The sequence below is a fragment of the Nonomuraea africana genome, assembly GCF_014873535.1.
GTDB lineage: Bacteria > Actinomycetota > Actinomycetes > Streptosporangiales > Streptosporangiaceae > Nonomuraea > Nonomuraea africana.
The window spans coordinates 8602029-8623068 of the sequence record NZ_JADBEF010000001.1 but is presented as its reverse complement, the minus strand read 5'-3'; the positions used below and the strand labels follow the sequence as shown (position 1 = coordinate 8623068).

19 protein-coding genes are annotated in these 21040 nt (G+C 69.4%); 5 read left to right on the top strand and 14 right to left on the bottom strand.

All coding sequences use genetic code 11. The annotated features are described in order from the left end of the window. Positions 1–2 precede the first annotated feature (2 nt). The 5 genes from H4W81_RS41325 to H4W81_RS41305 form a co-directional block, all read right to left on the bottom strand. Positions 3–398: a cytidine deaminase gene (locus H4W81_RS41325; RefSeq protein ID WP_192779764.1), complete on the bottom strand. Its 396-nt coding sequence runs from the start codon at positions 396–398 to the stop codon at positions 3–5. Continuing rightward, positions 395–1693, bottom strand: coding sequence for an ABC transporter permease (locus tag H4W81_RS41320; protein WP_192779763.1), 1299 nt, complete (start codon positions 1691–1693; stop codon positions 395–397). Before H4W81_RS41320 ends, H4W81_RS41325 begins: the two co-directional genes overlap by 4 nt. Next, positions 1690–2832, bottom strand: a complete 1143-nt coding sequence (locus H4W81_RS41315; RefSeq protein ID WP_225959039.1) for an ABC transporter permease — start codon at positions 2830–2832, stop codon at positions 1690–1692. The genes H4W81_RS41320 and H4W81_RS41315 overlap by 4 nt, the downstream gene beginning before the upstream one ends. After that, positions 2829–4421 (bottom strand): ABC transporter ATP-binding protein, encoded by a 1593-nt coding sequence (locus H4W81_RS41310; RefSeq protein ID WP_192779762.1) that lies wholly within the window; start codon positions 4419–4421, stop codon positions 2829–2831. The genes H4W81_RS41315 and H4W81_RS41310 overlap by 4 nt, the downstream gene beginning before the upstream one ends. An 85-nt stretch (positions 4422–4506) precedes the next feature. Continuing rightward, positions 4507–5580 carry a BMP family lipoprotein gene (locus H4W81_RS41305; protein ID WP_225959038.1) on the bottom strand — a complete coding sequence of 358 codons (1074 nt, stop codon included), beginning with the start codon at positions 5578–5580 and terminating at the stop codon, positions 4507–4509. A 316-nt stretch (positions 5581–5896) separates the two neighbouring features. On the opposite strand from H4W81_RS41305, the gene H4W81_RS41300 reads away from it, so the two are divergent. Then, positions 5897–7753 (top strand): Xaa-Pro dipeptidyl-peptidase, encoded by a 1857-nt coding sequence (locus H4W81_RS41300; RefSeq protein ID WP_192779760.1) that lies wholly within the window; start codon positions 5897–5899, stop codon positions 7751–7753. 385 nt (positions 7754–8138) lie between these two features. On the opposite strand, the gene H4W81_RS41295 is transcribed toward H4W81_RS41300, so the two are convergent. Further along, the gene (locus H4W81_RS41295; RefSeq protein ID WP_192779759.1) at positions 8139–8807 is read right to left on the bottom strand and encodes a response regulator; all 669 of its coding nucleotides are present in this window, start codon (positions 8805–8807) and stop codon (positions 8139–8141) included. Beyond that, on the bottom strand, positions 8804–9988 hold the full coding sequence (locus tag H4W81_RS41290) for a sensor histidine kinase (RefSeq protein ID WP_318782400.1): 1185 nt from the start codon (positions 9986–9988) through the stop codon (positions 8804–8806). Before H4W81_RS41290 ends, H4W81_RS41295 begins: the two co-directional genes overlap by 4 nt. Positions 9989–10110: 122 nt before the next feature. Here H4W81_RS41290 and H4W81_RS41285 point away from each other — a divergent pair, with 122 nt between their 5' ends. After that, on the top strand, positions 10111–11148 hold the full coding sequence (locus H4W81_RS41285) for a DUF418 domain-containing protein (RefSeq protein ID WP_192779758.1): 1038 nt from the start codon (positions 10111–10113) through the stop codon (positions 11146–11148). Positions 11149–11396: 248 nt separating this feature from the next. Here the strand turns inward: H4W81_RS41285 and H4W81_RS41280 are convergent, their stop codons facing one another. From H4W81_RS41280 to H4W81_RS41270, 3 genes are all read right to left on the bottom strand, one after another. Further along, positions 11397–11669 (bottom strand): type II toxin-antitoxin system RelE family toxin, encoded by a 273-nt coding sequence (locus tag H4W81_RS41280; RefSeq protein WP_192779757.1) that lies wholly within the window; start codon positions 11667–11669, stop codon positions 11397–11399. Continuing rightward, on the bottom strand, positions 11666–11953 hold the full coding sequence (locus H4W81_RS41275; protein ID WP_192779756.1) for a type II toxin-antitoxin system Phd/YefM family antitoxin: 288 nt from the start codon (positions 11951–11953) through the stop codon (positions 11666–11668). The genes H4W81_RS41280 and H4W81_RS41275 overlap by 4 nt, the downstream gene beginning before the upstream one ends. 223 nt (positions 11954–12176) lie before the next feature. Further along, positions 12177–13409 carry a M20 family metallopeptidase gene (locus H4W81_RS41270; protein ID WP_192779755.1) on the bottom strand — a complete coding sequence of 411 codons (1233 nt, stop codon included), beginning with the start codon at positions 13407–13409 and terminating at the stop codon, positions 12177–12179. 477 nt (positions 13410–13886) lie between these two features. Here H4W81_RS41270 and H4W81_RS41265 point away from each other — a divergent pair, with 477 nt between their 5' ends. After that, positions 13887–15233 carry a peptide ligase PGM1-related protein gene (locus H4W81_RS41265; RefSeq protein WP_225959037.1) on the top strand — a complete coding sequence of 449 codons (1347 nt, stop codon included), beginning with the start codon at positions 13887–13889 and terminating at the stop codon, positions 15231–15233. Here H4W81_RS41265 and H4W81_RS41260 read toward each other — a convergent pair. Beyond that, positions 15205–15414 carry an SCO4848 family membrane protein gene (locus H4W81_RS41260; RefSeq protein ID WP_225959036.1) on the bottom strand — a complete coding sequence of 70 codons (210 nt, stop codon included), beginning with the start codon at positions 15412–15414 and terminating at the stop codon, positions 15205–15207. The two genes, H4W81_RS41265 and H4W81_RS41260, sit on opposite strands and share 29 nt — an antisense overlap. 71 nt (positions 15415–15485) lie before the next feature. Here H4W81_RS41260 and H4W81_RS41255 point away from each other — a divergent pair, with 71 nt between their 5' ends. Then, positions 15486–16610 carry a D-alanyl-D-alanine carboxypeptidase family protein gene (locus tag H4W81_RS41255; protein WP_192779752.1) on the top strand — a complete coding sequence of 375 codons (1125 nt, stop codon included), beginning with the start codon at positions 15486–15488 and terminating at the stop codon, positions 16608–16610. Here H4W81_RS41255 and H4W81_RS41250 read toward each other — a convergent pair. The 3 genes from H4W81_RS41250 to H4W81_RS41240 all read right to left on the bottom strand — a co-directional run bounded on the left by H4W81_RS41250 (position 16604) and on the right by H4W81_RS41240 (position 19948). Next, a complete protein-coding gene (locus H4W81_RS41250; protein WP_192779751.1) occupies positions 16604–17533 on the bottom strand; it encodes a YihY/virulence factor BrkB family protein in 930 nt (309 codons plus the stop codon). The two genes, H4W81_RS41255 and H4W81_RS41250, sit on opposite strands and share 7 nt — an antisense overlap. Before the next feature lie 82 nt (positions 17534–17615). Beyond that, positions 17616–18623, bottom strand: a complete 1008-nt coding sequence (gene trpS, locus H4W81_RS41245) for a tryptophan--tRNA ligase (protein ID WP_192779750.1) — start codon at positions 18621–18623, stop codon at positions 17616–17618. Positions 18624–18637: 14 nt separating this feature from the next. Further along, on the bottom strand, positions 18638–19948 hold the full coding sequence (locus H4W81_RS41240; RefSeq protein ID WP_225959035.1) for a hemolysin family protein: 1311 nt from the start codon (positions 19946–19948) through the stop codon (positions 18638–18640). A gap of 105 nt (positions 19949–20053) precedes the next feature. On the opposite strand from H4W81_RS41240, the gene galE reads away from it, so the two are divergent. Beyond that, the gene (gene galE, locus H4W81_RS41235) at positions 20054–21013 is read left to right on the top strand and encodes a UDP-glucose 4-epimerase GalE (protein ID WP_192779748.1); all 960 of its coding nucleotides are present in this window, start codon (positions 20054–20056) and stop codon (positions 21011–21013) included. Positions 21014–21040: the final 27 nt, after the last annotated feature.

The window sequence follows — 21040 nt, the reverse complement described above, 5'->3', positions numbered from 1 at the left end:
GCTCACGCTCCTCGGGAGAGGTCGTCGGGGCCGAAGGCGTACGGCAGGATCTCGGCCATCCGCCTGGGCCCGTCGGGCGTCTCCACCAGCAGGTCCTCGCCGCCGAACTCGAAGAGCAGCTGGCGGCAGCGTCCGCACGGCATGAGCAGCTCGCCGTGGCCGTCCACGCAGGTGAAGGCCACCAGGCGGCCACCGCCCGAGGCGTGCAGCGCCGAGACGAGACCGCACTCGGCGCACAGGCCGAGACCGTAGGAGGCGTTCTCCACGTTGCAGCCGGTGACGACGCGCCCGTCGTCGACCAGGGCGGCGGCGCCCACGGGGAACTTGGAGTAGGGCGCGTAGGCGTGCTGCATGGCCTGCGCGGCCTGGTCGCGAAGGGCGTCCCAGTCGATGCTCAATGCTGCTCCCCGCGGCGGTAGCGCACGCCGTCGGCCTTGGGCATCCGCAGGTGCTGCGAGGCGACCAGGAGGACCAGGAGCGTCAGGACGTGCGGGGTGATGTAGACGAACTCGTTCGGCAGCCGGTCGACGGTCATCCACAGCCACAGCAGGACGACCACGCCCATGGCGGCGAACGCCATGACGGTGTAGTCCCTGGCCCCGACCAGGGCTGCGGCCGTCGTCTCACGCGACGACGACAGCAGCTGCCTGATCCTGTTGCCCACGTAGAGCAGCAGCAGGATCGCGCCGAACAGGAAGAAGCTGGTCACGGCGGCGGAGCTGCGCAGTTGCAGGCCGTCGGCGTAGCCGAACAGCGAGGCGCCCGCGGCGAGGCCGCCGGGACGCCAGTTGCCGAAGATCATGGCGGCCAGACCGATGAAGCCTCGTCCGCCGGTCTGGCCCTCGACGTACTTGGTGGTGACGAAGACCAGGAACACGCCGCCGAGCCCGGCCAGCGCGCCGGAGATGACGGTCGCGACGTACTTGGTGAGGTAGACGTTGACGCCCAGCGACTCGGCCGCCCACGGGTTCTCGCCCGCCGAGCGCAGCCTCAGGCCGAACGCGGTGTGCCACAGCACGAAGTAGCTCAGCGGGATCAGCGCCACGGCCAGGATGACCAGGACGTCCACGTTGTGGGTCAGGCCGCGCAGGATGCCGGCGACGTCGGAGACCAGGAACCAGTGCGTGCTCTCCAGGCGGCCGAGCAGGTCGGGTCCCGAGGAGAAGAACGGCAGGCTGACCTGTGGCGCCTTGGACGACAGCGCGGGCGAGGTGGTGATGCCCGCCCCCGCCTCGGCGGCCCGGCTGCCCTCGGCGTACAGCACCTCGGACAGGAACCTGGTGACGCCTGGCCCGAGCAGGTTGATGGCGACGCCGCTGATGATGTGGTCGACGCCGAAGCCGACGGTGGCGATGGCGTGCAGCAGACCGCCGATCGCGCCCGCGGCGAGCCCTGCCACCAGCGCGGCGGGCCAGCCCCACTGGTAGCCGGCCCAGCCGGCGAACCAGGTGCCGAGCACCATCATGCCCTCGAGGCCGATGTTGACGACGCCGGCCCGCTCGGCCCACAGCCCGCCCAGACCGGCCAGACCGATGGGCACGGCCAGCAGCAGCGCGGCCTGGAAGGTGCCGGAGGAGGTGATGTCGACCTTCCCCGTGACGACCCTGACCAGGGCCAGCACCAGGATCAGCACCGCGACGACGATGAGCGTCAGGTGGTACTTCCTGACCCTGCGAGCAGCGAGAACGCTCATGCGGCCACCTCTACGCGGTTGGTCGTGGCGAGCTGGCGCGCGGCACGACGTTCCTCCTGGCGCAGCGCCATCCTGCTGGTGATCTCGTTGGCGATGACCACGAGCAGCACGATCGTGCCCTGCATGATCATGATGACCGAGGGCGGCACGTCGGCGAACTGCAGCGGCCCCTGCGCCCGGTCGAGGAAGCCGAACAGCAGCGCGGCGACCGCGATGCCGACCGGCTTGTTACGGCCCAGCAGCGCCACCGCGATGCCGAGGAAGCCGAGGCCCGCCGTGAAGCTCGTGCCGTAGTTGTGGGTGCGGCCGAGGATCTCCGGCAGTCCGATCAGACCGGCGATCGCGCCCGAGAGCACCATCGCGGAGATGACCATCTTCTTCGGCCTGACGCCCGAGGCGAGCGCGGCGATGGAGTTGAGCCCGCTGGCCTTGACGTCGAAGCCGAAGCGGGTGCGCTCGAGCACCACCCACAGCACGATGCCGAGCACGACCGCCACGCCGAGGAAGCCCCACAGGCCCGCGCCGCGCGGGGCCGGCAGGCCGAACATCGTGAACAGGAAGTTGAAGTTGGGGAACCAGCCCGTCTCGGGGATGTCGGCGGTCGTGACCGTCAGCTGCCCCTCGGGCCTGGGCCCCTGGAACGGGCCGCGCAGCAGGAAGGCGGTGAGGTTGATCGCGATGTAGTTGAGCATGATGGTCGCGATGACCTCGTTGACGCCCCTGCCGACCTTCATGAGGGCGGGGATCAGCGCGTAGAGCCCGCCGACGGCCGCCGCCACGATGATGATGACCGCGATCTGGATCGGCGCGGGAGCGGTGAAGGTCGCGCCCACGTAGGCGGCGCAGATGGCCGCGATGCGGTACTGGCCCTCGACGCCGATGTTGAAGAGGTTCATCCGGAAGCCGACGGCCACCGCCAGACCGGCGATGAACAGGGGCACGGCCCTGTTGATCACGGTCGCGACGCCGCTGACCACGGTGATGGGAGTCGAGCCGAAGTCGAAGAACGCCGCGAACGCGGCGACGGGATCGGCTCCCGCCGCGAGAATCGCCACGCTGGAGATCGCCAGCGCGAGCACGATGGCGACGACCGCGCCGCCCACCGTCAGCAGCAGGCGATTGAGCCCTGCGGGCATCATGACCCTTCCTCGGTGATGGCGCCTGTCATGTAGCCGCCGAGCTGCTCGGGACTGACGTGCGCGGGGTCGAGCTTCGACACCAGCCTGCCCCTGAAGATCACATAGAGCGTGTCCGACAGGCCGATCAGCTCGTCCAGGTCCGCCGAGATCAGCAGCACGGCCAGGCCCGCGGCCCTGGCCTCGCGCAGGTGGTCCCAGATGGCCGCCTGGGCGCCGACGTCCACGCCTCTGGTCGGGTGGGCGGCGATGAGGAACGACGGCTCGCCGCTCATCTCCCTGCCGACGATCAGCTTCTGCTGGTTGCCGCCCGACAGGGCCAGCGCCAGCGTCTCGACGCTCGGCGTGCGCACGTCGTAGTCCTTGACGATGCGCTCGGTGTCGGCCTTCGAGGCCTTCCTGTCGATCCAGATGCCCTTGCGCGCGGGCTTCCTGGTCTGGTGGCCGAGCACCCGGTTCTCCCAGAGCGACGCTTCCAGCAGCAGGCCCTGGCGGTGCCGGTCCTCGGGGATGTAGCCGATGCCCGCCTCGCGGCGCCTGAGCGTGGTCCACTCACTGATGTCCTCGGCGCCGAGCGTGATCCGGCCGTGCGCCTGGCGCATGCCCATGATCGCCTCGATCAGCTCGGACTGGCCGTTGCCCTCGACGCCCGCGATGCCGACGATCTCGCCCTTGCGGATCTCGAAGGAGACGTCGTCGAGCAGGAGACGCCTGCCGCTGAGGAACTCGCGCAGGTCGGCACCACGGGGCAGCGGCCGGAAGCCCTCGGCCTCCATGGTGAGGCCCTCGACGCGGAGCTCGACCGTGTCGGTGACCGTGGACTCGCGCGTCTCGGGGGTGGGCAGCTCGGTGCCGACCATCATCTCCGCCAACTGGCGGGCGCTGGTGACCTGGCTACGGGGCACGGTCGCGACCGTGGTGCCGCGACGGATCACGGTGATCTCGTCGGCGATGCTGAGCACCTCGTCGAGCTTGTGAGAGATGAAGATGACCGTCAGGCCCTCGGCCTTGAGCTCGCGCAGGTTCTCGAAGAGCTCGTCGACCTCCTGCGGCACGAGCACCGCGGTCGGCTCGTCGAGGATGAGGATGCGGGCGCCCCGGTAGAGGACCTTGAGGATCTCCACCCGCTGGCGGTCGCCGACGCCGAGATCCTCGACCAGCCGGTCGGGATCGACGCGCAGGCCGTGTGCCTCGGCCAGCTCGCTGATGCGCCTGCGCGCGCCTGCCACGTCGAGACGGCCGCCGGACCTCGGCTCCGCGCCGAGAACGATGTTCTCCAGCACGGTGAGGTTGTCGGCGAGCATGAAGTGCTGGTGCACCATGCCGATGCCGGTCGCGATGGCGTCGCTCGGCGTGCGGAAGCTGACATCGTTGCCGTTCACCCTGATCTGGCCCTCGTCCGGCTTCTGCATGCCGTACAGGATCTTCATCAGGGTGGACTTGCCCGCGCCGTTCTCACCGCAGATGGCGTGAACGGTGCCTGCCTGGATGGTGATGCGGATGTCATGGTTGGCGACGACGCCGGGAAAGCGCTTGGTGATGCCCTCCAGCTCGACGGCGGGTTTCGCCGGGGCGAGGGTGTCCGAGCTCATACGGTCTCCTGGAGAGCCGGGATAGAGCGAAGGCCCGGGGGGAGCGCCCCCGGGCCCTCAATGTCCTCTTGGGTGTCTACCCAGATTACGGCTTGCTCGGAACGGTGATCTCGCCGTCCACGATCTTCTTCTTCGCGGCGTCGATCTGCTCCTTGATGTCGTCGATCTCGCCACCGGTGGTGGACAGGCCGACACCGTCGACCTTGAGGTCGTAGACGTCGTTCTTGCCGCCCTTGGCGCCGCCCTGGAAGGCCTTGATGAACTCGAACACGCCGACGTCGACGCGCTTGATCATCGAGGTCATGATGACCGCCTGGAGGTCGGCCTCCTTGACCGTCAGACGCTGGTCGGAGTCGACGCCGATGGCCTGCTTCTTGGCCGCGGCCGCGGCCTGGAAGACACCGGTGCCGGAGTCGCCGGCGGCCTGGTAGACGATGTCCGCGCCGTCCTGGTACATCTTCTCGGCCGCGATCTTGCCCTTGTCGGGGGCCTTGAAGCCGCTGAAGTCACCGTCGGGGGTGAGGTACTTGACGTCGACCTTGGTGTCGGGCTTGGTGGCCTTGACACCGGCGGAGAAGCCCGCCTCGAACTTCTTGATCAGGTCGTTCTCGACACCGCCGACGAAGCCGACGTGGCCGGCCTTGCTCTTCAGCGCGGCCGCGACGCCCGCCAGGTAGGAGCCCTGCTCCTCGGCGAACAGCAGACCGGTCACGTTCGGGGCGTTGGAGGCGGAGTCGACGACCGCGAACTCGATGTCCGGGTACTCCTGGGCCGCCTTCTTGATGTCCTCGCCGTAGGCGAAGCCGACACCGATGATGGGGTTGTAGCCCGCCTCGGCCAGCTGGCGGAGCAGCTCACCGCGGTTGGAGCCGTCGCCCGCGGGGCTGAGCTCCTTGATGTCGGCGCCGAGCTCCTTCTGAGCCTGCTCGAGACCCGCGTAGGCGGCGTCGTTGAAGGACTTGTCACCCCGGCCGCCGACGTCGAAGGCGAGTCCGACCTTCAGCCCGCTGGCCTTCGCCGGCTCGCTGCCGGCACCCGCGCTGGGAGCCGCTGAACTGGTCGCGCCCGTGCTGCCGCCACCACCACATGCCGCGGCCGCCATGAGCATGGCACCAGCGACGGTGCCGACCGCAATCTTGCCGAATCGCTTGCTGAGCAAGGCGACTCCTTCCATTTCCCCGCCGTCCAACCTTCATCGCACGCGCGAAGAAACGCACGGCAACCCTGCACGGAAGATAGTTGTTTGGCCAGGACAGACCAAACCGGCACACAGGTCCGCAACCGCTCCGTTATCGACATCAGTCGCGTCTGTGACCTGGGAGCGGCGTGGAGGTGCCCTGACCTGCAGCTTATGTGCTGGGTATAGCCGCCTCAACACGGCTTTACCGAAGTTTGCCCCAAGTCAAGATCTTGCCGTCAAGCCGAAGATTTCGTTGTATGGCTAGAAATTTCACATACCACCGGGAGTACCCCTCATGCGCATGCTCGTCATCCCGCTGACCGCCGCGTTACTCGCGGCAGCGGGAGCCGGCCCCGCCTTATCCGCCACCCCCACAGGCCCGACCCAGCCCATCTACTCCCGCGCCGACGCGATCAAGCAGACGGTGTACGTGGAGGTCGAGGGCGTCGACAGCGACCGCGACGGCAAGAACGACAGGGTCGCGGCCGACTTCCTGCGCCCCAAGGAGACCGAGACGGGGCTCAAGGTCCCGATCATCATGGAGTCGAGCCCCTACTACGCGGGCATCGACGGCAGCATCCCCAACCACAAGGTGGACGTCGACGAGAACGGCAACCCGCTGCCCGGCCTGCTCGCCGCTGAGACCAAGGCCGCGGTCGAGACCTTCCCCGGCTACTACGACAACTACTTCGTCCCCCGCGGCTACGCCGTGGCCAGGGTGGAGAGCCTCGGCAGCGGCAGGTCCACCGGCTGCCCGACCGTCGGCGACGCGCAGGAGAGCGCCGGCCCCAAGGCCGTCATCGACTGGCTGAACGGCAGAGCCAAGGGCTTCGACGCCGCGGGCAACCCCGTCAGCGCCTCCTGGTCCACCGGCAGCGTCGGCATGATCGGCGTCTCCTACAACGGCACGCTGCCCAACCAGGTCGCCGCCACCGGCGTCGAAGGACTCAAGACGATCGTCCCGATCGCCGCGATCTCCTCGTGGTACGACTACTACCGCGCCAACGGCGGCGTCCTCGCGCCCGGCGGCTACCAGGGCGAGGACGTCGACGTCATGGCCAAGGCCGTCCTCACCCGAGCGGGCAAGGAGATCTGCGCCCCGGTGATGGACGAGTTCACCGCCACCCAGGACCGCATCAGCGGCGACTACAGCGACTTCTGGGCCGCCCGCGACTTCCTCGTCAACGTGGACAAGGTCAAGGCGAGCGTCTTCCTCGTCCACGGGCTCAACGACTGGAACGTCAAGACCAAGCAGGCCGCCCAGTGGTGGGAGGCGCTCAGCCGGCGCGACGTCCCCCGCAAGATCTGGCTGCACCAGGGCGGGCACTCCGACCCGTTCAACGTCAGGACCGTGGAGTGGCTGCGCCAGCTGCACGGCTGGTTCGACCACTGGCTCCACGGCATCGACACCGGCATCATGACCGAGCCGCAGGCCGACGTGGAGATCGGGCCGGGCCAGTGGGGCCGGCACGCCTCCTGGCCGCTGCCCGGCGCCCGTGACGTCAGGCTCTGGCTGGGCTCGTCGTCCCAGCTCGGCCTCCTGCCCAGCCCGCACTCCTCCCGCGAGTCCTTCGTCGACCAGAACACCCGCACCGCCGAGCAGCTGGTCGAGTCGGCTCCCTCGGCCGACCCGAACCGCCTGGCCTACCTGACCTCCGCCCTGCCGACGGATGTGCGGATCTCCGGCACGCCCAGCGTCTCGGTGCGGGCCTCACTGAAGGACGGCGCCTCGCCGTACCTGACGGCGCTGCTGGTGGACTACGGCACCGACACCCGGGCCAACGGACGCCTGGTGAACACCGGCCAGACGTACTGCTACGGGCAGGCGGTGCCGGGCGAGAGCGGCTGCACGTTCCTGTACCGGCATGGGACGGTGTCGGCGCCTTACAAGATCGTCTCGCGCGGCTGGCTCGACGTGCGCAACCGCCACAAGGCCGACAAGACGCAGCCGATCAAGGCGGGGAAGGCGTACACGTTCCGCTGGGACTTCCAGGCGCAGGACTACGTGTTCAAGAAGGGACACAAGATCGGCCTGGTGCTGATCTCGACGGACTACGACTACACGCTGCGGTATCCGGCGGGGACGAAGGTGGAGGTCACTCCTGGCCTCTCGTCCCTGGAACTGCCGATCGTCTTCGGCCGCGTCTCCTAACGGCTTCCGCACGGCCCACACAGGCATGGGCCTCACTTCGCGCAACGGGCTCGGGCTCCTCCTACGGGGGGAGCCCAGCTCCCCCGCGCCCCCTCGCAGGGGACTTCCGTCCCCCTGACCCCCGGTCGTCACGCACGTCCAACCCATAAGTCGCCGGACATTTCGCCGCCAGACGGTCATACCGCTCACCGCGCTTGGCATGCTCGGCCAGGGGCGGATCAACATCGATCACGAGGCACACCTTGTCGCTCTTCGCCTCTCGGGAACTGATCCATCGGACGCGAGCGGTGGTGCGTCCGCAGGCTTGAGAGATGGACTGGGCGCGCGTCTTGACAGAGTCTCTGGGCCTCGCGCGCGCCCCTCGTCGTGGCGCTCTCCGTACGATTCAGGGCTCGTCCACGGAGTCACTCGTGAGGCCGTTTTGCCAGGCCCAGGAGGCGATCTGGACTCGGTTGCGTAGGCCGAGCTTGGCTTGGACGCCGGCGATGTGGCCCTTCACCGTGCTGAGCGAGATGAACAGCTCGCCGGCGATCTCCCGGTTGGTGCGGCCCCTGGCGATGGCCTGAACGACCTCGATCTCCCGTGCCGACAGCAGCCGCCCGGGGCGATGGGCGGGCGCCGGCCCCGCGGCCGTCACATGCCGCAGCAGCCGCAGCGTGATCGACGGTGAGATCAGTGCGTCCCCCGCGCTCGCCGCGCGCACGGCCTCCACCAGCAGGGCCGGTCCCGCGTCCTTGAGCACGAAGCCGACGGCGCCGCCGCGCAACGCACCGTAGACGTACTCGTCCAGGTCGAAGGTGGTGACCACGACGACCCGGAGCGGGGCGAGCACGCCGGGCCCGGCCAGGGCGCGGGTGACCTCGACGCCGTCCATACGGGGCATCTGAACGTCGACCAGGCACACGTCCGGGCGCAGCCGACGGGCCAGGGCGACCGCCTCGTCGCCGTCGGCGGCCTCGGCGACGACCTCGATGTCGGGCTGGTCCTCGAGGATGACCCGGAGGCTGGCGCGGACCATCGCCTGGTCGTCGGCCAGCAGGACGCTGATGGTCATCGACGCTCCCGCGCGGGCAGGGGCAAGGTCGCGCGTACGGACCAGCCGCCACCTTGACGCGGTCCGGCGTCCAGCGTGCCGCCCAGGGCCTCCAGTCGCTCCCGCATGCCGAGCAGGCCGTACCCGCGGCGGTGGTGGTGCCGCGCGGCGACGGGCGGGGCGTCGTCGGCGACCTCGACCGTGACGGTGTCGCGGTCGAGGGCGACAGTGACGGTGACGGTGACGTCGACGGTGCGGGCGTGCGGGGCGTGGCGGGAGACGTTGATCAGCGCCTCCCGCACGACCCGGTAGACGGTGGTGGTCACCTCGGGCGGCCAGGCCGGCTCGTTGTCGCCGTCGGGCAGGCGCAGGCGCACCTCGGGGCCGTCGAAGCGCTCGATCAGGTCGCTGAGGCGTTCGGGGCCGAGCGCGAGGGTCGCCCCCTCGGCCTCGCGCAGCAGGCCGACGAGGCGGCGCATGGCGGCCAGCGCGTCGGAGCCGGCGCTCTCGATGCCGGACAGCGCGCCGCCCAGCCGATCGGGCTGCTTGCGGACGAGGACCTGGCCGGCCTGGGCCTGGAGCACGATGCCCGTGATGTGGTGGGCGACGACGTCGTGCAGCTCCCTGGCGAGCTGGAGGCGCTCGTGGCGGCGTACGGCGTCGGCCATGGTGCGGCGGCGGACGGCGAGCACCTGCCCACTCACGCCGAACGCGACCCCGGCCAGCCATCCGCCGAGGTTCAGCGTCGTCACGGACGGGACGGCGGAGCCGGCCGAATGGGCGGTGAGCAGGCTGCCGAGGGCCACCGCGAGCCCACCGGCCGCGACGGCGTAGGCCGCCAGGCCAGGGAGCGCCCTGACCGCCGAGCCGACCAGCACCGACAGGCCCAGGGCCATGGCGGGGCCCGGCTCGGCGGGCAGTTCGGCGAACCGGCTCGCCAGGACGGCCGCCGCCGCGACGGCCAGCCCCGCCACCGCCGCCCACGCCCGCCCCCGGCGGCGCGCCAGGGCCAGCCCGCACACCAGGGCGCCGGCGGCGCAGCCGAACTGCCAGTAGCCGCCGCCCCAGCTGTCCGAGATCCGGTACGCCCAGAAGGCGAGCAGCCCGGCGAACGCCGCCGCGAGCCCGGTGTCGGCCGCGACGCGGACACCCCTGATGGCCACCACGTCGGGACGCGCGGCCAGCCGATCCCGGACGTTCACGCCGTTCACGCTAGGAGGTCGGCCACCCCCGGGTGAATCAGCCGAAAGTACGGTCTCCACGGCCACAACCCTGCTTTCGACCTGTGCCGCCCCTCCGGGCCTGATCCGCAGGATGTGGCCTCATGTCACATGAAGACTTCCGCCCCGCGCCTGCTCCGACCAGCTCTCCCGGCGGTCACCGGCGCGGGGACGACGCCCCCGCCCGCCCCCGTATCGCCGCGCTCGACGTGGTGCGCGGATTCGCGCTGTGCGGCATCCTCCTGGCCAACGTCGGGCCGATCTCCAACGCCGGCGACGCCGTGAAGGCCGTGGCACCCGGCACGGGCGGTGACTGGCTCGGGTTGCTGGTGGCGCAGCGCTTCTTCCCCATCTTCTCCCTGCTGTTCGGCGTCGGCTTCTCGCTGCTGCTGGAGTCCGCCGGGCAAGGCGTGCCCCGGCCGCGGCTGCTCCTGCTGCGCCGGCTCCTGATGCTGCTCGCCATCGGCCTGGCCCACATGTTCCTGCTGTGGCGGGGCGACATCCTCACCGTCTACGCCATCGTCGGCCTGTCGGTGCTGCTGCCCTCGACCTGGCTGCCGCGTTGGGCCGTGGCCGGGCTGGCCGCGGTGCTGATCGCGACGTCACTGATCATCCAGGGCGGGCACTACTCGCTGGTCCCCGGCCTGTTCCTGCTGGGCTCGGCGCTGACCAGGTACGGCGTGATCGGCCGGATCGACCGCTCCACCTGGGTGCCGGCCGTCCTGTGCCTGGCCTTCGCGGTGGCGGCGGTGCCGTTCCTGTGGACTCAGGACGGCACGGGCGACTCGCCGGCGTTCAGCGTGGCCGGGTTGCTGCTGGCCGGCGCATACATCTGCGCCATGCTGGTCCTGCTCAGGACGCCGCTGCGGGCGCTGCTGCAGGCGGTCTTCGCGCCGCTGGGCCGGATGGCGCTGACCAACTACCTGACCGCGACGCTCCTCGTCCTGGTGGCCGCCCGCGTCGTCGGCGGCTCCCCTGCCACCTGGCCCACGACGACGGTGCTCATGATCGCCGGGCCGATCCTCGCCGTCCAGTGGCTGTGGTCCACGCTCTGGCTGCGGCGCTACCGCCAGGGGCCGCTCGAATGGCTCTGGCGCTGGGCCACCTGGGCCCGCCGCCCACCCCTGCGCGCCTCCCGCTGACCCGGTTCATCGAACGTCCGAGATTGACGCGGTCTCGGAACCAGACCGATCACGGCCGCCGCACAATCAGGCCGTCGGCCTGAAGAAACGGCATCGGGTATCTCGGCTGGCCGCGTTCATCGCTGCCCATCAGTCGGGGCGTATCTGTCACGTGGCGAAGTACCAGAACAGGCCTGCCGCTCCTTCGGAGAGCTCCTGGTAGCCCTGTAAGACCCGTCGGTCAATCTAGGTGTGCGCCTGGTAGACGGCTACGGACGGTAGGCGTCTCGACGGTGTTTGATCGTCTGGATCGCCACGGTCTGCTTGTCCTCGTCGATGCGGTAGACGATGAGATACGTCCCTCGCCTGGCGACGTGCAATCCGTCGTATGGCTCTTGGAGAGGTTTGCCGACCCGCCATGGATCGCGTGCGATGGCGCCGGTTATCAGCTCCCAGGCCGCCGCCGCCACGGACTCGGGGAGACCGGAGGTGAGCGCGCGGCGGGCCGGCGGGTCCAGGAGAATGGTGTAGCGGTCGCTCACGCGCTTGCCTTGCCGAGGCGGGCAGCCATGATGGCAGACATCTCCTCCTCGGTGGTCACGTCGCCTCGCGCCTCGGCGGCCGCGGCTTCGACCAGGTCAGCACGCATTTCCGGATCGGCGAGGATCTCCAGCGTCTCCTGCAGAGATTCCCATTCCGCCACGGACACAATGACGGCATGCGGTCGCCCGTTCCGGGTAAGCGTGAAGTGATCATGCTCGCGAGCGGCCCTGTCGGCAAGCTCTGTGAGCCGGTCCTTCGCTTCGCTGATTGGAATGATCTCCATATATCCACGTTACCGCTCTGGCCTGAATATCGGCCAAGGCTCCGGCTACTACTGGGCATTTATGCAGAGATGCTTGCAAGTGATGTGCCCACCAGATTTGGACCTCGAAGTACCTGTCCATTGGACGTGCACGACGACCGGGGGTCGGGGGGACGGCAGTCCCCTGCGAAGGGGCTCGGGGGAGCTGGGCTCCCCCGTAAGAGGCTCATGCCGGTGAGACGGGTCAGATGAGTTCGGGCAACGGTGCGGCGACCTGGCCGGGACGGTTTCCCTCCCACAGGGCCGTCAGCGCCGTCGCCGCCATGAAGCGCACCCCGTGCCCGATGGCGCTCTCGTCCACGTCGAACGCGCCCTGGTGGATGTCGAAGTCGAGGCCGCCGGGCGACCTGGTGCCCAGGCGGGCGAAGGCGCCGGGGATCGACTCGAGGTACCAGGCGAAGTCTTCGCCGCCGAGCGACTGCTGGGTGGGGACCACCGCGCCGGTGCCGAGGGCGCGCTCGGCGGCCTCGGCGAGCATCTGGACGCTGTCCTCGTCGTTGACGACCGGCGGGACGCCCCTGCTGTAGTCCATGGTCGCCTCGACGCCGTACGCGCCGGCGACGGACTCCAGCAGCGCCTTGATGAGGTCGGGGGCGGCGTGCCAGGCCGCCTCGTCCAGGCAGCGGACGGTGCCCTCGGCGATGCCGTCGTCGGGGATGGCGTTGGCGGCCGTGCCCGCCTCCACGCGGCCCCACACCAGCGACAGCGACGAGCGGGGGTCGACCCTGCGGGAGAGCGCCGCGGGCAGCTCGGTGAGGATCTTGGCGAGGGCGAAGACCAGGTCGGCGGTGAGGTGCGGGCGGGCCGTGTGGCCGCCGGGGCCGCTGACCCTGATGGCGAGCTTGTCGCAGGCCGAGGTGATGGGGCCGGCCTTGAGCCCGACCTGGCCGACGTCGACCTTGGGGTCGCAGTGCAGGCCGAAGATGCGGTCGACGCCGCTGATGCCGCCGTGGGCCATGACCTCGAGCGCGCCGCCCGGCAGTTCCTCGGCGGGCTGGAAGAGCAGGCGCACCCGGCCCGGCAGCAGGCCCTCACGTGCCTGCCTGGCCAGGAACATCGCGGTGCCGAGCAGGATCGCGGTGTGCACGTCGTGTCCGCAGGCGTGGCAGACGCCGTGCACGGTCGAGCGGTACGGCACGTCCTTCTCGTCGGGCAGGGCCAGCGCGTCGATGTCGGCGCGCAGCGCGATGGTCGGGCCGTCGCCGCTGCCGACCTCGCAGATCAGGCCGGTGCCACGCGGGAGCACGGAAGGGTGGAGGCCGAGCGCGGTCAGCCGGTCGGCGATCTTCTGGGTCGTGCGGTACTCGGCGAAGGCGAGCTCAGGGTGCATGTGCAGGTCGCGGCGGAAGGCCACCAAACCCTGCTCGTTCTCCGCCAGGAACGCGTCGAGTTCCCCCCGTAGCTCACGTCCCCGCATTGCTCACCGTCCCGTCACGTGCGACAGCGCCGTCGCACGGCTCATTGCGCCGTCTTTCCTTGTGCGATCACTCGATTCAGCCGCCCGGTCGGGGAAGCTGCCCGGTGAAGCGAATGCCACACACCCGCGTGTACCGGTGTCAGAGATCAGCGGGGTCGGCCATAAGCCCGATGGCGATGCCATCGACTGTATCTCCCCTGCCGCCCCTCTCGCGGACAACTACACCAAAAGTTGGGCTGCGGCATGCCCGTAACCGCAGGTCGTCACAGTACGTGAACGGTTACGTGGTCCGGAAATAGTCACATCGGATCATTAAATTGTCACCCGATGTTGCTACCCCCAAACGTTGGCCCCGTTCCAAATCCTGTCACCTCCGGTCCTGGTCATCACACTGCGGCGATGCATGTAAGTGAGAAGAATGCGTGTTTCACTCACTATATGATCACTAATATCCCGTTCGGGGAGAAGCATGCACGGTTGAGCATCTTCGAGCCGAGTGAGGGGACCCTGGTGGTCGTACCCTCGCTCTCCCTGCCGCAGGATGAGCTCCGCCGCATCAAGGCAGCAAGGTGCTACGAGGAGCGCCTGCTCTTCCTCCTGCTGACCCTGCGCGCGCCGAGGGTCTCGGTGGTCTACCTCTCCTCGACGCCGGTCCATCAGGAGATCGTCGACTACTACTTCAGCTTCCTCCCCGATCAGGACGACGCGGCCAGGCGGCTGCACCTGATCACGGTCGACGACCCCGACAGCCAGCCGCTGACGAGGACGGTGCTCGACCGACCCGACGTGGTCGAGCGGATACGGTCGGTCATCGGGGACGACGCGTGGCTGGTGCCGTTCGTGATGAGCGACCTGGAGGAGGAGCTCGCCACGTCACTGAACGTCCCCATCTACGGCCCGGCCATGTCGCTGGCCTACTACGGCTCCAAGAGCGGGGCCCGCGAGATCGGCACCGAGGCGGGCGTGCCCATGGCGCGCGGATTCGGCGACCTCTACACGATGGCGCAGATCGAGGACGCGGTGCTGTCGCTGCCGGGCGAGCGGGTCATGGTCAAGCTGAACGACGGCTACTCCGGCCTGGGCAACGCGATCGTGCCCAAGCACGACTGGAGCGGCACCGAGTTCTCCGCGGGCGCGGACGAGACCTGGACCGGCTTCGCCGCGAAGCTCGCCGAGCGGGGCGGGGTGGTCGAGGAGTTCATCGAGCACCGCCCGCTCTACTACCCCAGCGCGCTGGCCAGGATCACCCCCGGCGGCCACCACGACGTCGTCGCCACCCACGACCAGGTCCTCGACGGGCCCGTCTACCAGGGCTGCACCTTTCCCGCCAGGCCGGAGTACCGCGCCGAGGTCGCCGCGTCGGCCGAGAAGATCGCCGGGTTACTCGCCAAGCGCGGGGTGGTGGGCCTGTTCGGCATGGATTTCTTCGCGATGAAGACGGACGCGGGCTACGCGGCGCTGCTGTGCGAGGTGAACCTGCGCATCGGCGGCACCACGCATCCCTTCGGCGCCACGCTGCTCACCACGGACGCATCCTACGACCCCGGCACGGGGCTGCTGATGAGCGGGGGCCGGCCGAAGTACTACACGGCGACGGACAACTGCTCGGCCGGCTGCCTGGAGGGCCGTACGCCAGGCGAGGTGGTGAAGCTCGTCGACGGGCTCGGCCTCGGCTTCGACCACGTACGGAAGACCGGCAACGTGCTGCACCTGCTCGGCGCCATCCCCGAGCACGGCAAGCTGGGCTTCACCACGATCGGCGACTCCAGGGAGGAGGCCGACGAACTGCACCTGATCACTCGCCGCGCGCTCTGTGGCGGTTGAGACCTCGCCATCCGATCAGCGCCAGTGCCACGCCCAGCACGACGTTGACCGCGATGAGTATGCCGTGGACCATGTAGAAACCGGTCGAATGCCCATCGGCGAGGTTGAATCCAAGGTTGATCCATTCGAACACCATGAACGCGCCAATGACGATCAGGAATCCGGCGATCTTTCTCGACATGCTCATCTCTCAGTTTCCGGGCGGGTAGTGACGCCTCATGCGCTATGTGACGAAGCTACGCTGAGGTCGCTATGGGGATGAAACTGGTGCCGGTCGCGGCACTCCTTGCCGCGGTCGCCCTGGCCGGGCCCGCCTTCGCCGAACCGCCTGCCGTACCGGTGCTGGGGGGTGATCAGCTGGCGAGCAAGGGCCTGGTGGCGCCCGCGGGCGTGAAGGCGCCGCCGAAGACCAAGGCCACGTCCTTCGTGATCGCCGACGCCGGGACCGGGCAGGTGCTCGCGGCCAAGAACGCGCACGGCCGCTTCCTGCCCGCCAGCACGCTGAAGGCGCTCACCGCGCTCAGCCTCATTCCCAAGCTCGACAAGAACCTCAAGGTCAGGCCCAGCAGGACGGCCGTCAACCAGGAGGGCAGCGCGGTCGGGCTGTCGGTCAAGACCACCTACAAGGTCGACGACCTGTTCAAGGCGCTCATGCTCACCTCGGGCAACGACGCGGCGATGGCGCTGGCCGAGGCGAACGGCGGGCTGGCGACGACGCTCGCCGACATGAACGCCGAGGCCAAGCGCCTGCAGGCCAACGACACGGTGGCCAAGACGCCGAGCGGCCTGGACAAGCCGGGGCAGAGCAGCTCTGCCTACGACCTGGCGCTCATCGCCCGCGCGGGCCTGGCCAACCCCGAATTCCGCCGGTACGTCAGCCTCAAGTCCTCGCGCTTCCCCGCGCCGAAGGGCTACTACGAGATCGGCAACCACAACAAGCTGCTGTGGCGCTACAAGGGCATGGTCGGCGTCAAGAACGGCTGGACCTCCAAGGCCCTCGGCAGCTTCGTCGGCGCGGCCACCCGCGACGGACACACGATCATCGTGGCGATCATGCGGCACGAGGGCTACTTCTGGGAGGAGGTCGAGGACCTGCTCAACTGGGGGTTCGCGACGCGGGGGAAGGCCACTCCGGTGGGCCGGCTGGTGGACCCGCTGCCCGCCCAGCCCGTCACCGCGGAGGTGGCGGCCACGGCGACGCCGTCGGCCGCCCCACCCCGGAGCGCGCCGGTGCTCGACGCGGCCGCCGCCGCACAGACCGGCACCAGCCGCGCGGTCGGCTCCGCGGTCGTCGGCGTGGGCCTGCTCGGCGGCCTCGGCTGGCTCCTGTACGGCATCCGCAGGCGCAGGGCGCGCAGGCAGGCCTTGGATCAGTAGCTCCTGTCGGACGGCAGAGGCGTCGGGGCGGGCGGCGGGGTGAGGCCGGAGGTGGCGGTCCACGCGGCGACGTAGAGCGTGAGCCGCGCGGAGAAGTTGATCCACAGCAGCAACCCCGCCGTCACGGCGAAGGTGCCGTAGACGGGATTGCTCAGCGTGGTCGCCAGCAGCAGGGTGGCCACCTGTTTCAGCACCCCGAACCCGATGGCTCCCAGCAGCGCTCCCCTGGCCAGCGTCCTGAACGGGCGGGTGGGCCTGGCCACCCAGCCCAGCACGATCAGGAACATGACCCAGTCGGCGCCGACGCTGCCCAGCAGGCCGACGGCGCCCAGCGTGAGCTTGGCGCCCAGGGAGGTCTCGACGCCGAGGAATGCGGCCACGGTCGTGGTCGCCTGCGTGGCGAAGCCACCGACCAGCGCCGAGACGACCATCGTCACCCCCAGCATGATCAGCGTGGCCAGGTCGCGCAGCTTGCCGAGGACGAAGTTGAGCGGCGGCGTGGTCGCCATCGAGATCTCGCGCAGGGCGCCGCGCAGCGCGTCGATCGCGCCCATCCCCGCGTACAGCAGACCGACCAGGCCGATCACGCCCGCGCTCGTCCTGGCCTTGGCGATCTGGTCGAGGTTGAGCTGGTCGACGAGGCCGGGCAGCTGCTCTGCGATGGACTTCCTGAGCGCCTCGGAGAGTTCGGGACGCTCGGTCAGGACGTAGCCGAAGACCGCGAAGGCCAGCGCGATGATCGGGAAGAGCGACAGGAACGCGAAGTACGTCACCGCTCCCGCGAGCCTGTCGCCGTTCTGCAGTTGGTAGCGCTGGACCGTCCTGAGCACGTGGTCGACCAGATGCCAGCGCACTCTCGACCGTTCGGTCGTGCGGCTGATCCATTCCTTGACCGCGCCGATCCGCTCGGCCCATGTGCCCATGAGGAATGCTTCTACCCGATCTCCAGCGGATCGTCACGCGTCAGCCTGTGTCGAGCGGGCGGCGGCCGTACGGGAGAGACGGTCAGAAGGCGCGCGGCAGGAAACCCACGCGCTCGCGGACCTGGGCCATGGTCTCGCGGGCGACCGCGCCCGCGCGCTCGGCGCCGATGGCCAGCAGCCGGTCGAGCTCGGCCTCGTCGGCGAGCAGCTTCTCCGTGCGCTCCCTGATCGGCGCGAACGCCTCCACCACGATCTCGGCGACGTCCTTCTTGAACGTGCCGTAGCCCTGGCCCTCGTAACGCGCGACCAGGTCGGCGATCGGCGTGCCGGTCAGCGCGGACTGGATGCGCAGCAGGTTGGAGATGCCGGGCTTGTTCTCCTCGTCGAACAGCACCTCGGTGCCCGTGTCGGTCACCGCGCGCATGATCTTCTTGCGCAGCGGCCCCGGCTGCTCCAGCACGTCGAGGATGCCGGCGGGCGAGGAGGAGGACTTGGACATCTTCGCCGACGGGTCCTGAAGATCGGTGATCTTCTCGACCTCCTTGAGGATGTGCGGCTGCGGGAGGGTGAAGGTGTCGCCGAAGCGGTGGTTGAAGCGCTGGGCGAGGTCGCGGGTCAGCTCGAGGTGCTGCTTCTGGTCGGCGCCGACCGGCACGCTGTCGGCCTGGTAGAGCAGGATGTCGGCGGCCTGCAGGATCGGGTAGGTGAACAGCCCGACGCTGGCGGCGCTCTCGCCGTATTTGGCCGACTTGTCCTTGAACTGGGTCATGCGGGCCGCCTCGCCCATGCCGGTGAGGCAGTTCAGCACCCAGGCCAGCTCGGTGTGCTCGCGCACGTGCGACTGCACGAAGACGGTGGCGCGCTCGGGGTCGAGCCCGGTGGCGAACAGCTGCGCGGCGGCCACGCGGGAGCGGCGGCGCAGGTCGGCGGGGTCGGTGGGCACGGTGATCGCGTGCAGGTCGACCACGCAGTAGAAGGCGTCGTGCGTATCCTGCAGCGTGACCCACTGACGGACCGCACCCAGGTAGTTGCCCAGGTGGAAGGAGTCCGCTGTGGGCTGGATGCCGGAGAGTACGCGAGGTCTGGCCATAGCCCGCAATTGTGTCAGGAATCCGGCTCGGGCGGCGACTCGATCACAGTCCGGCGTTTCACCCTGATCCTGGAGATTCTGCGCCCGTCGAGCTCGGTCACCGTGAGGTCGAAGCCGGGAATCTCGATCTTCTCGCTGACCGCGGCCAGGTGGCCGAGCCCCGCCATCACGAAGCCGCCGAGCGTCTCGTAGGGGCCGTCGGGCAGGCGGATGCCGGTCTGGGCGGCGAAGTCGTTGAGGTTGGTCAGTCCGTCGATCTCGATCTCGCCCGCCGGCAGCGGGACGGGCGGCTCCTCGATGTCGTACTCGTCCCTGATGTCGCCGATCAGCTCCTCGACCAGGTCCTCCATGGTGACGATGCCCGCCGTGCCGCCGTACTCGTCGACGACGATGGCCAGGTGATGTCCCTCGTCGCGCATCTCCGACAGCGTGGTGAGCACGCGCTTGGAGGCGGGCACGAACTTGACGGGCCGGATCGGTACGAGCTGGCTGATCGGCTCGATCTGCCCGGTGAGCACGGGGTCGAGCAGGTCCCTGACATGGACGAAGCCCGCGATCTCGTCGTAGGAGCCGCGATGGACGGGGAAGCGGGAGTGCGGCATCGTCGCGGCCAGCACGGCGGCCTCGGCCAGCGGCGTCTCGGCATCCATGAACTCCACCTCGGTGCGCGGCAGCATCACCTCGCGCAGCTGGCGCTTGCCGGCCGAGAACACCTCGGCGATGAGGTGCCGCTCGTCGGCGGTCAGGTCGGTGTGGCCGACGACCATGTCCCGCAGCTCCTCGGTGGTCATCTCCTCCCTGTCGGCGTGGGGGTTGCCGCCGAGCAGCCTGACGACGCCGTCGGTGGACTTCGACAGGGCCCAGATGACCGGCCTGGACAGACTGGCCAACCGGTCAAGGAAGGGCGCGACGACCAGGGAGAGCCCCTCGGCCCGCTGCCTGGCCAGGCGCTTGGGCGCCAGCTCGCCGAGCACCAGCGACATGTAGGAGATGACCAGCGTCACCAGGACCAGCGCGGCGGGCTGGGCGAAACCTTCAGGAAGCCCCCAGCGCACGAGGGTAGGTTCGAACTCGCCGGCCAGCCGGTCGGCGCCGAAGGCGGCCGACAGCATGGTGGCCACCGTGACACCGATCTGCACCGCCGACAGAAAACGATTTGGGTCCTGGGCCAGCTTCGCGACCCTGGCACCTCTGCGTCCTCGCTGTTCGAGCTTGCGGATCTGGCTCTCCCGCAGGGAGACCAAGGCCATCTCGGCCGCCGCGAAGAAGCCGCCGATCAGGATGAAGAGCAGGACGATGGCGCTATTGGCCGCAACGCTGTTCAACGCAGTGCTTTCGACGTAGTGGTCTGCCAGCGTACCCGGCTCGATCGGGTGGGGCCGAGTATGCTGGAGTCGTACATAATCAAACATGAACAAACAGAGGTGAACATGAAGCTTCTCGTCACGGGAGGCGCCGGCTACGTCGGCAGCGTCGTCGCCGCCCAGCTCGTCGAGGCGGGGCACGAGGTGACCGTCCTTGACGACCTGTCCACCGGGCACGCCGACGCCGTTCCCGACGGCGCGCGCTTCGTCAACAGATCTATCACCGATGTCGGCGACGCGCTCGACGGCGTGGAGGGCGTGCTCCACTTCGCCGCCAAGTCACTGGTCGGCGAGTCGGTGGAGCAGCCGGGGCTTTACTGGGCCCACAACCTCGGCGGCACGCTGGCCCTGCTCGACGCGATGCGCTCGCACGGCGTGTCGCGCATCGTCTTCTCCTCCACGGCCGCGACGTACGGCGAGCCCGAGCGCTCACCCATCCTCGAGAGCGACCCGACCCGCCCGACCAACCCCTACGGCGCCTCCAAGCTCGCCGTCGACACCGCGCTGACCGCCTACGCGGGGCTGCACGGCCTGGGCGCCGTGAGCATGCGCTACTTCAACGTCGCGGGCGCCTACACCGCCGCCGACGGCCGTGTCTACCGCGAGCGGCACACCGTCGAGACGCACCTCATCCCCAACGTCCTCAAGGTCGCCACTGGCGAGCGCGAGTCGGTCAGCGTCTTCGGCACCGACTACCCGACGGCCGACGGCACCTGTGTGCGCGACTACATCCACGTCGCGGACCTGGCCCGCGCGCACCTGCTCGCGCTGTCCGCCTGCGCCCAGGGCGAGCACAAGATCTACAACCTGGGGAGCGGCACCGGCTTCTCGGTGCGCGAGGTGATCGAGGTCTGCCGCGAGATCACCGGACACCCGATTCCCGCCGTGGTCGGCCCCCGCCGCGCCGGCGACCCCGCCGTGCTGGTCGCCTCGTCCGACAAGATCCAGCATGAGCTGGGGTGGAAGGCCGAGCGCGCCTCGATCCGCGACATCGTGGCGGATGCCTGGAATGCGCTCACTCGGTAAGCCAAAATGTGCTGAGATAGCGAAATG

What these genes read in the sequence shown, in the direction of transcription:
- galE (WP_192779748.1), top strand. Translation starts at nt 20,054, where the DNA reads ATGAAGCTTCTCGTCACGGGAGGCGCCGGCTACGTCGGCAGCGTCGTC.
- H4W81_RS41315 (WP_225959039.1), bottom strand. Translation starts at nt 2,832, where the DNA reads ATGATGCCCGCAGGGCTCAATCGCCTGCTGCTGACGGTGGGCGGCGCG.
- H4W81_RS41320 (WP_192779763.1), bottom strand. Translation starts at nt 1,693, where the DNA reads ATGAGCGTTCTCGCTGCTCGCAGGGTCAGGAAGTACCACCTGACGCTC.
- H4W81_RS41260 (WP_225959036.1), bottom strand. Translation starts at nt 15,414, where the DNA reads ATGTCGAGAAAGATCGCCGGATTCCTGATCGTCATTGGCGCGTTCATG.
- H4W81_RS41255 (WP_192779752.1), top strand. Translation starts at nt 15,486, where the DNA reads ATGGGGATGAAACTGGTGCCGGTCGCGGCACTCCTTGCCGCGGTCGCC.
- trpS (WP_192779750.1), bottom strand. Translation starts at nt 18,623, where the DNA reads ATGGCCAGACCTCGCGTACTCTCCGGCATCCAGCCCACAGCGGACTCC.
- H4W81_RS41250 (WP_192779751.1), bottom strand. Translation starts at nt 17,533, where the DNA reads ATGGGCACATGGGCCGAGCGGATCGGCGCGGTCAAGGAATGGATCAGC.
- H4W81_RS41275 (WP_192779756.1), bottom strand. Translation starts at nt 11,953, where the DNA reads ATGGAGATCATTCCAATCAGCGAAGCGAAGGACCGGCTCACAGAGCTT.
- H4W81_RS41310 (WP_192779762.1), bottom strand. Translation starts at nt 4,421, where the DNA reads ATGAGCTCGGACACCCTCGCCCCGGCGAAACCCGCCGTCGAGCTGGAG.
- H4W81_RS41295 (WP_192779759.1), bottom strand. Translation starts at nt 8,807, where the DNA reads ATGACCATCAGCGTCCTGCTGGCCGACGACCAGGCGATGGTCCGCGCC.
- H4W81_RS41300 (WP_192779760.1), top strand. Translation starts at nt 5,897, where the DNA reads ATGCGCATGCTCGTCATCCCGCTGACCGCCGCGTTACTCGCGGCAGCG.
- H4W81_RS41285 (WP_192779758.1), top strand. Translation starts at nt 10,111, where the DNA reads ATGTCACATGAAGACTTCCGCCCCGCGCCTGCTCCGACCAGCTCTCCC.
- H4W81_RS41270 (WP_192779755.1), bottom strand. Translation starts at nt 13,409, where the DNA reads ATGCGGGGACGTGAGCTACGGGGGGAACTCGACGCGTTCCTGGCGGAG.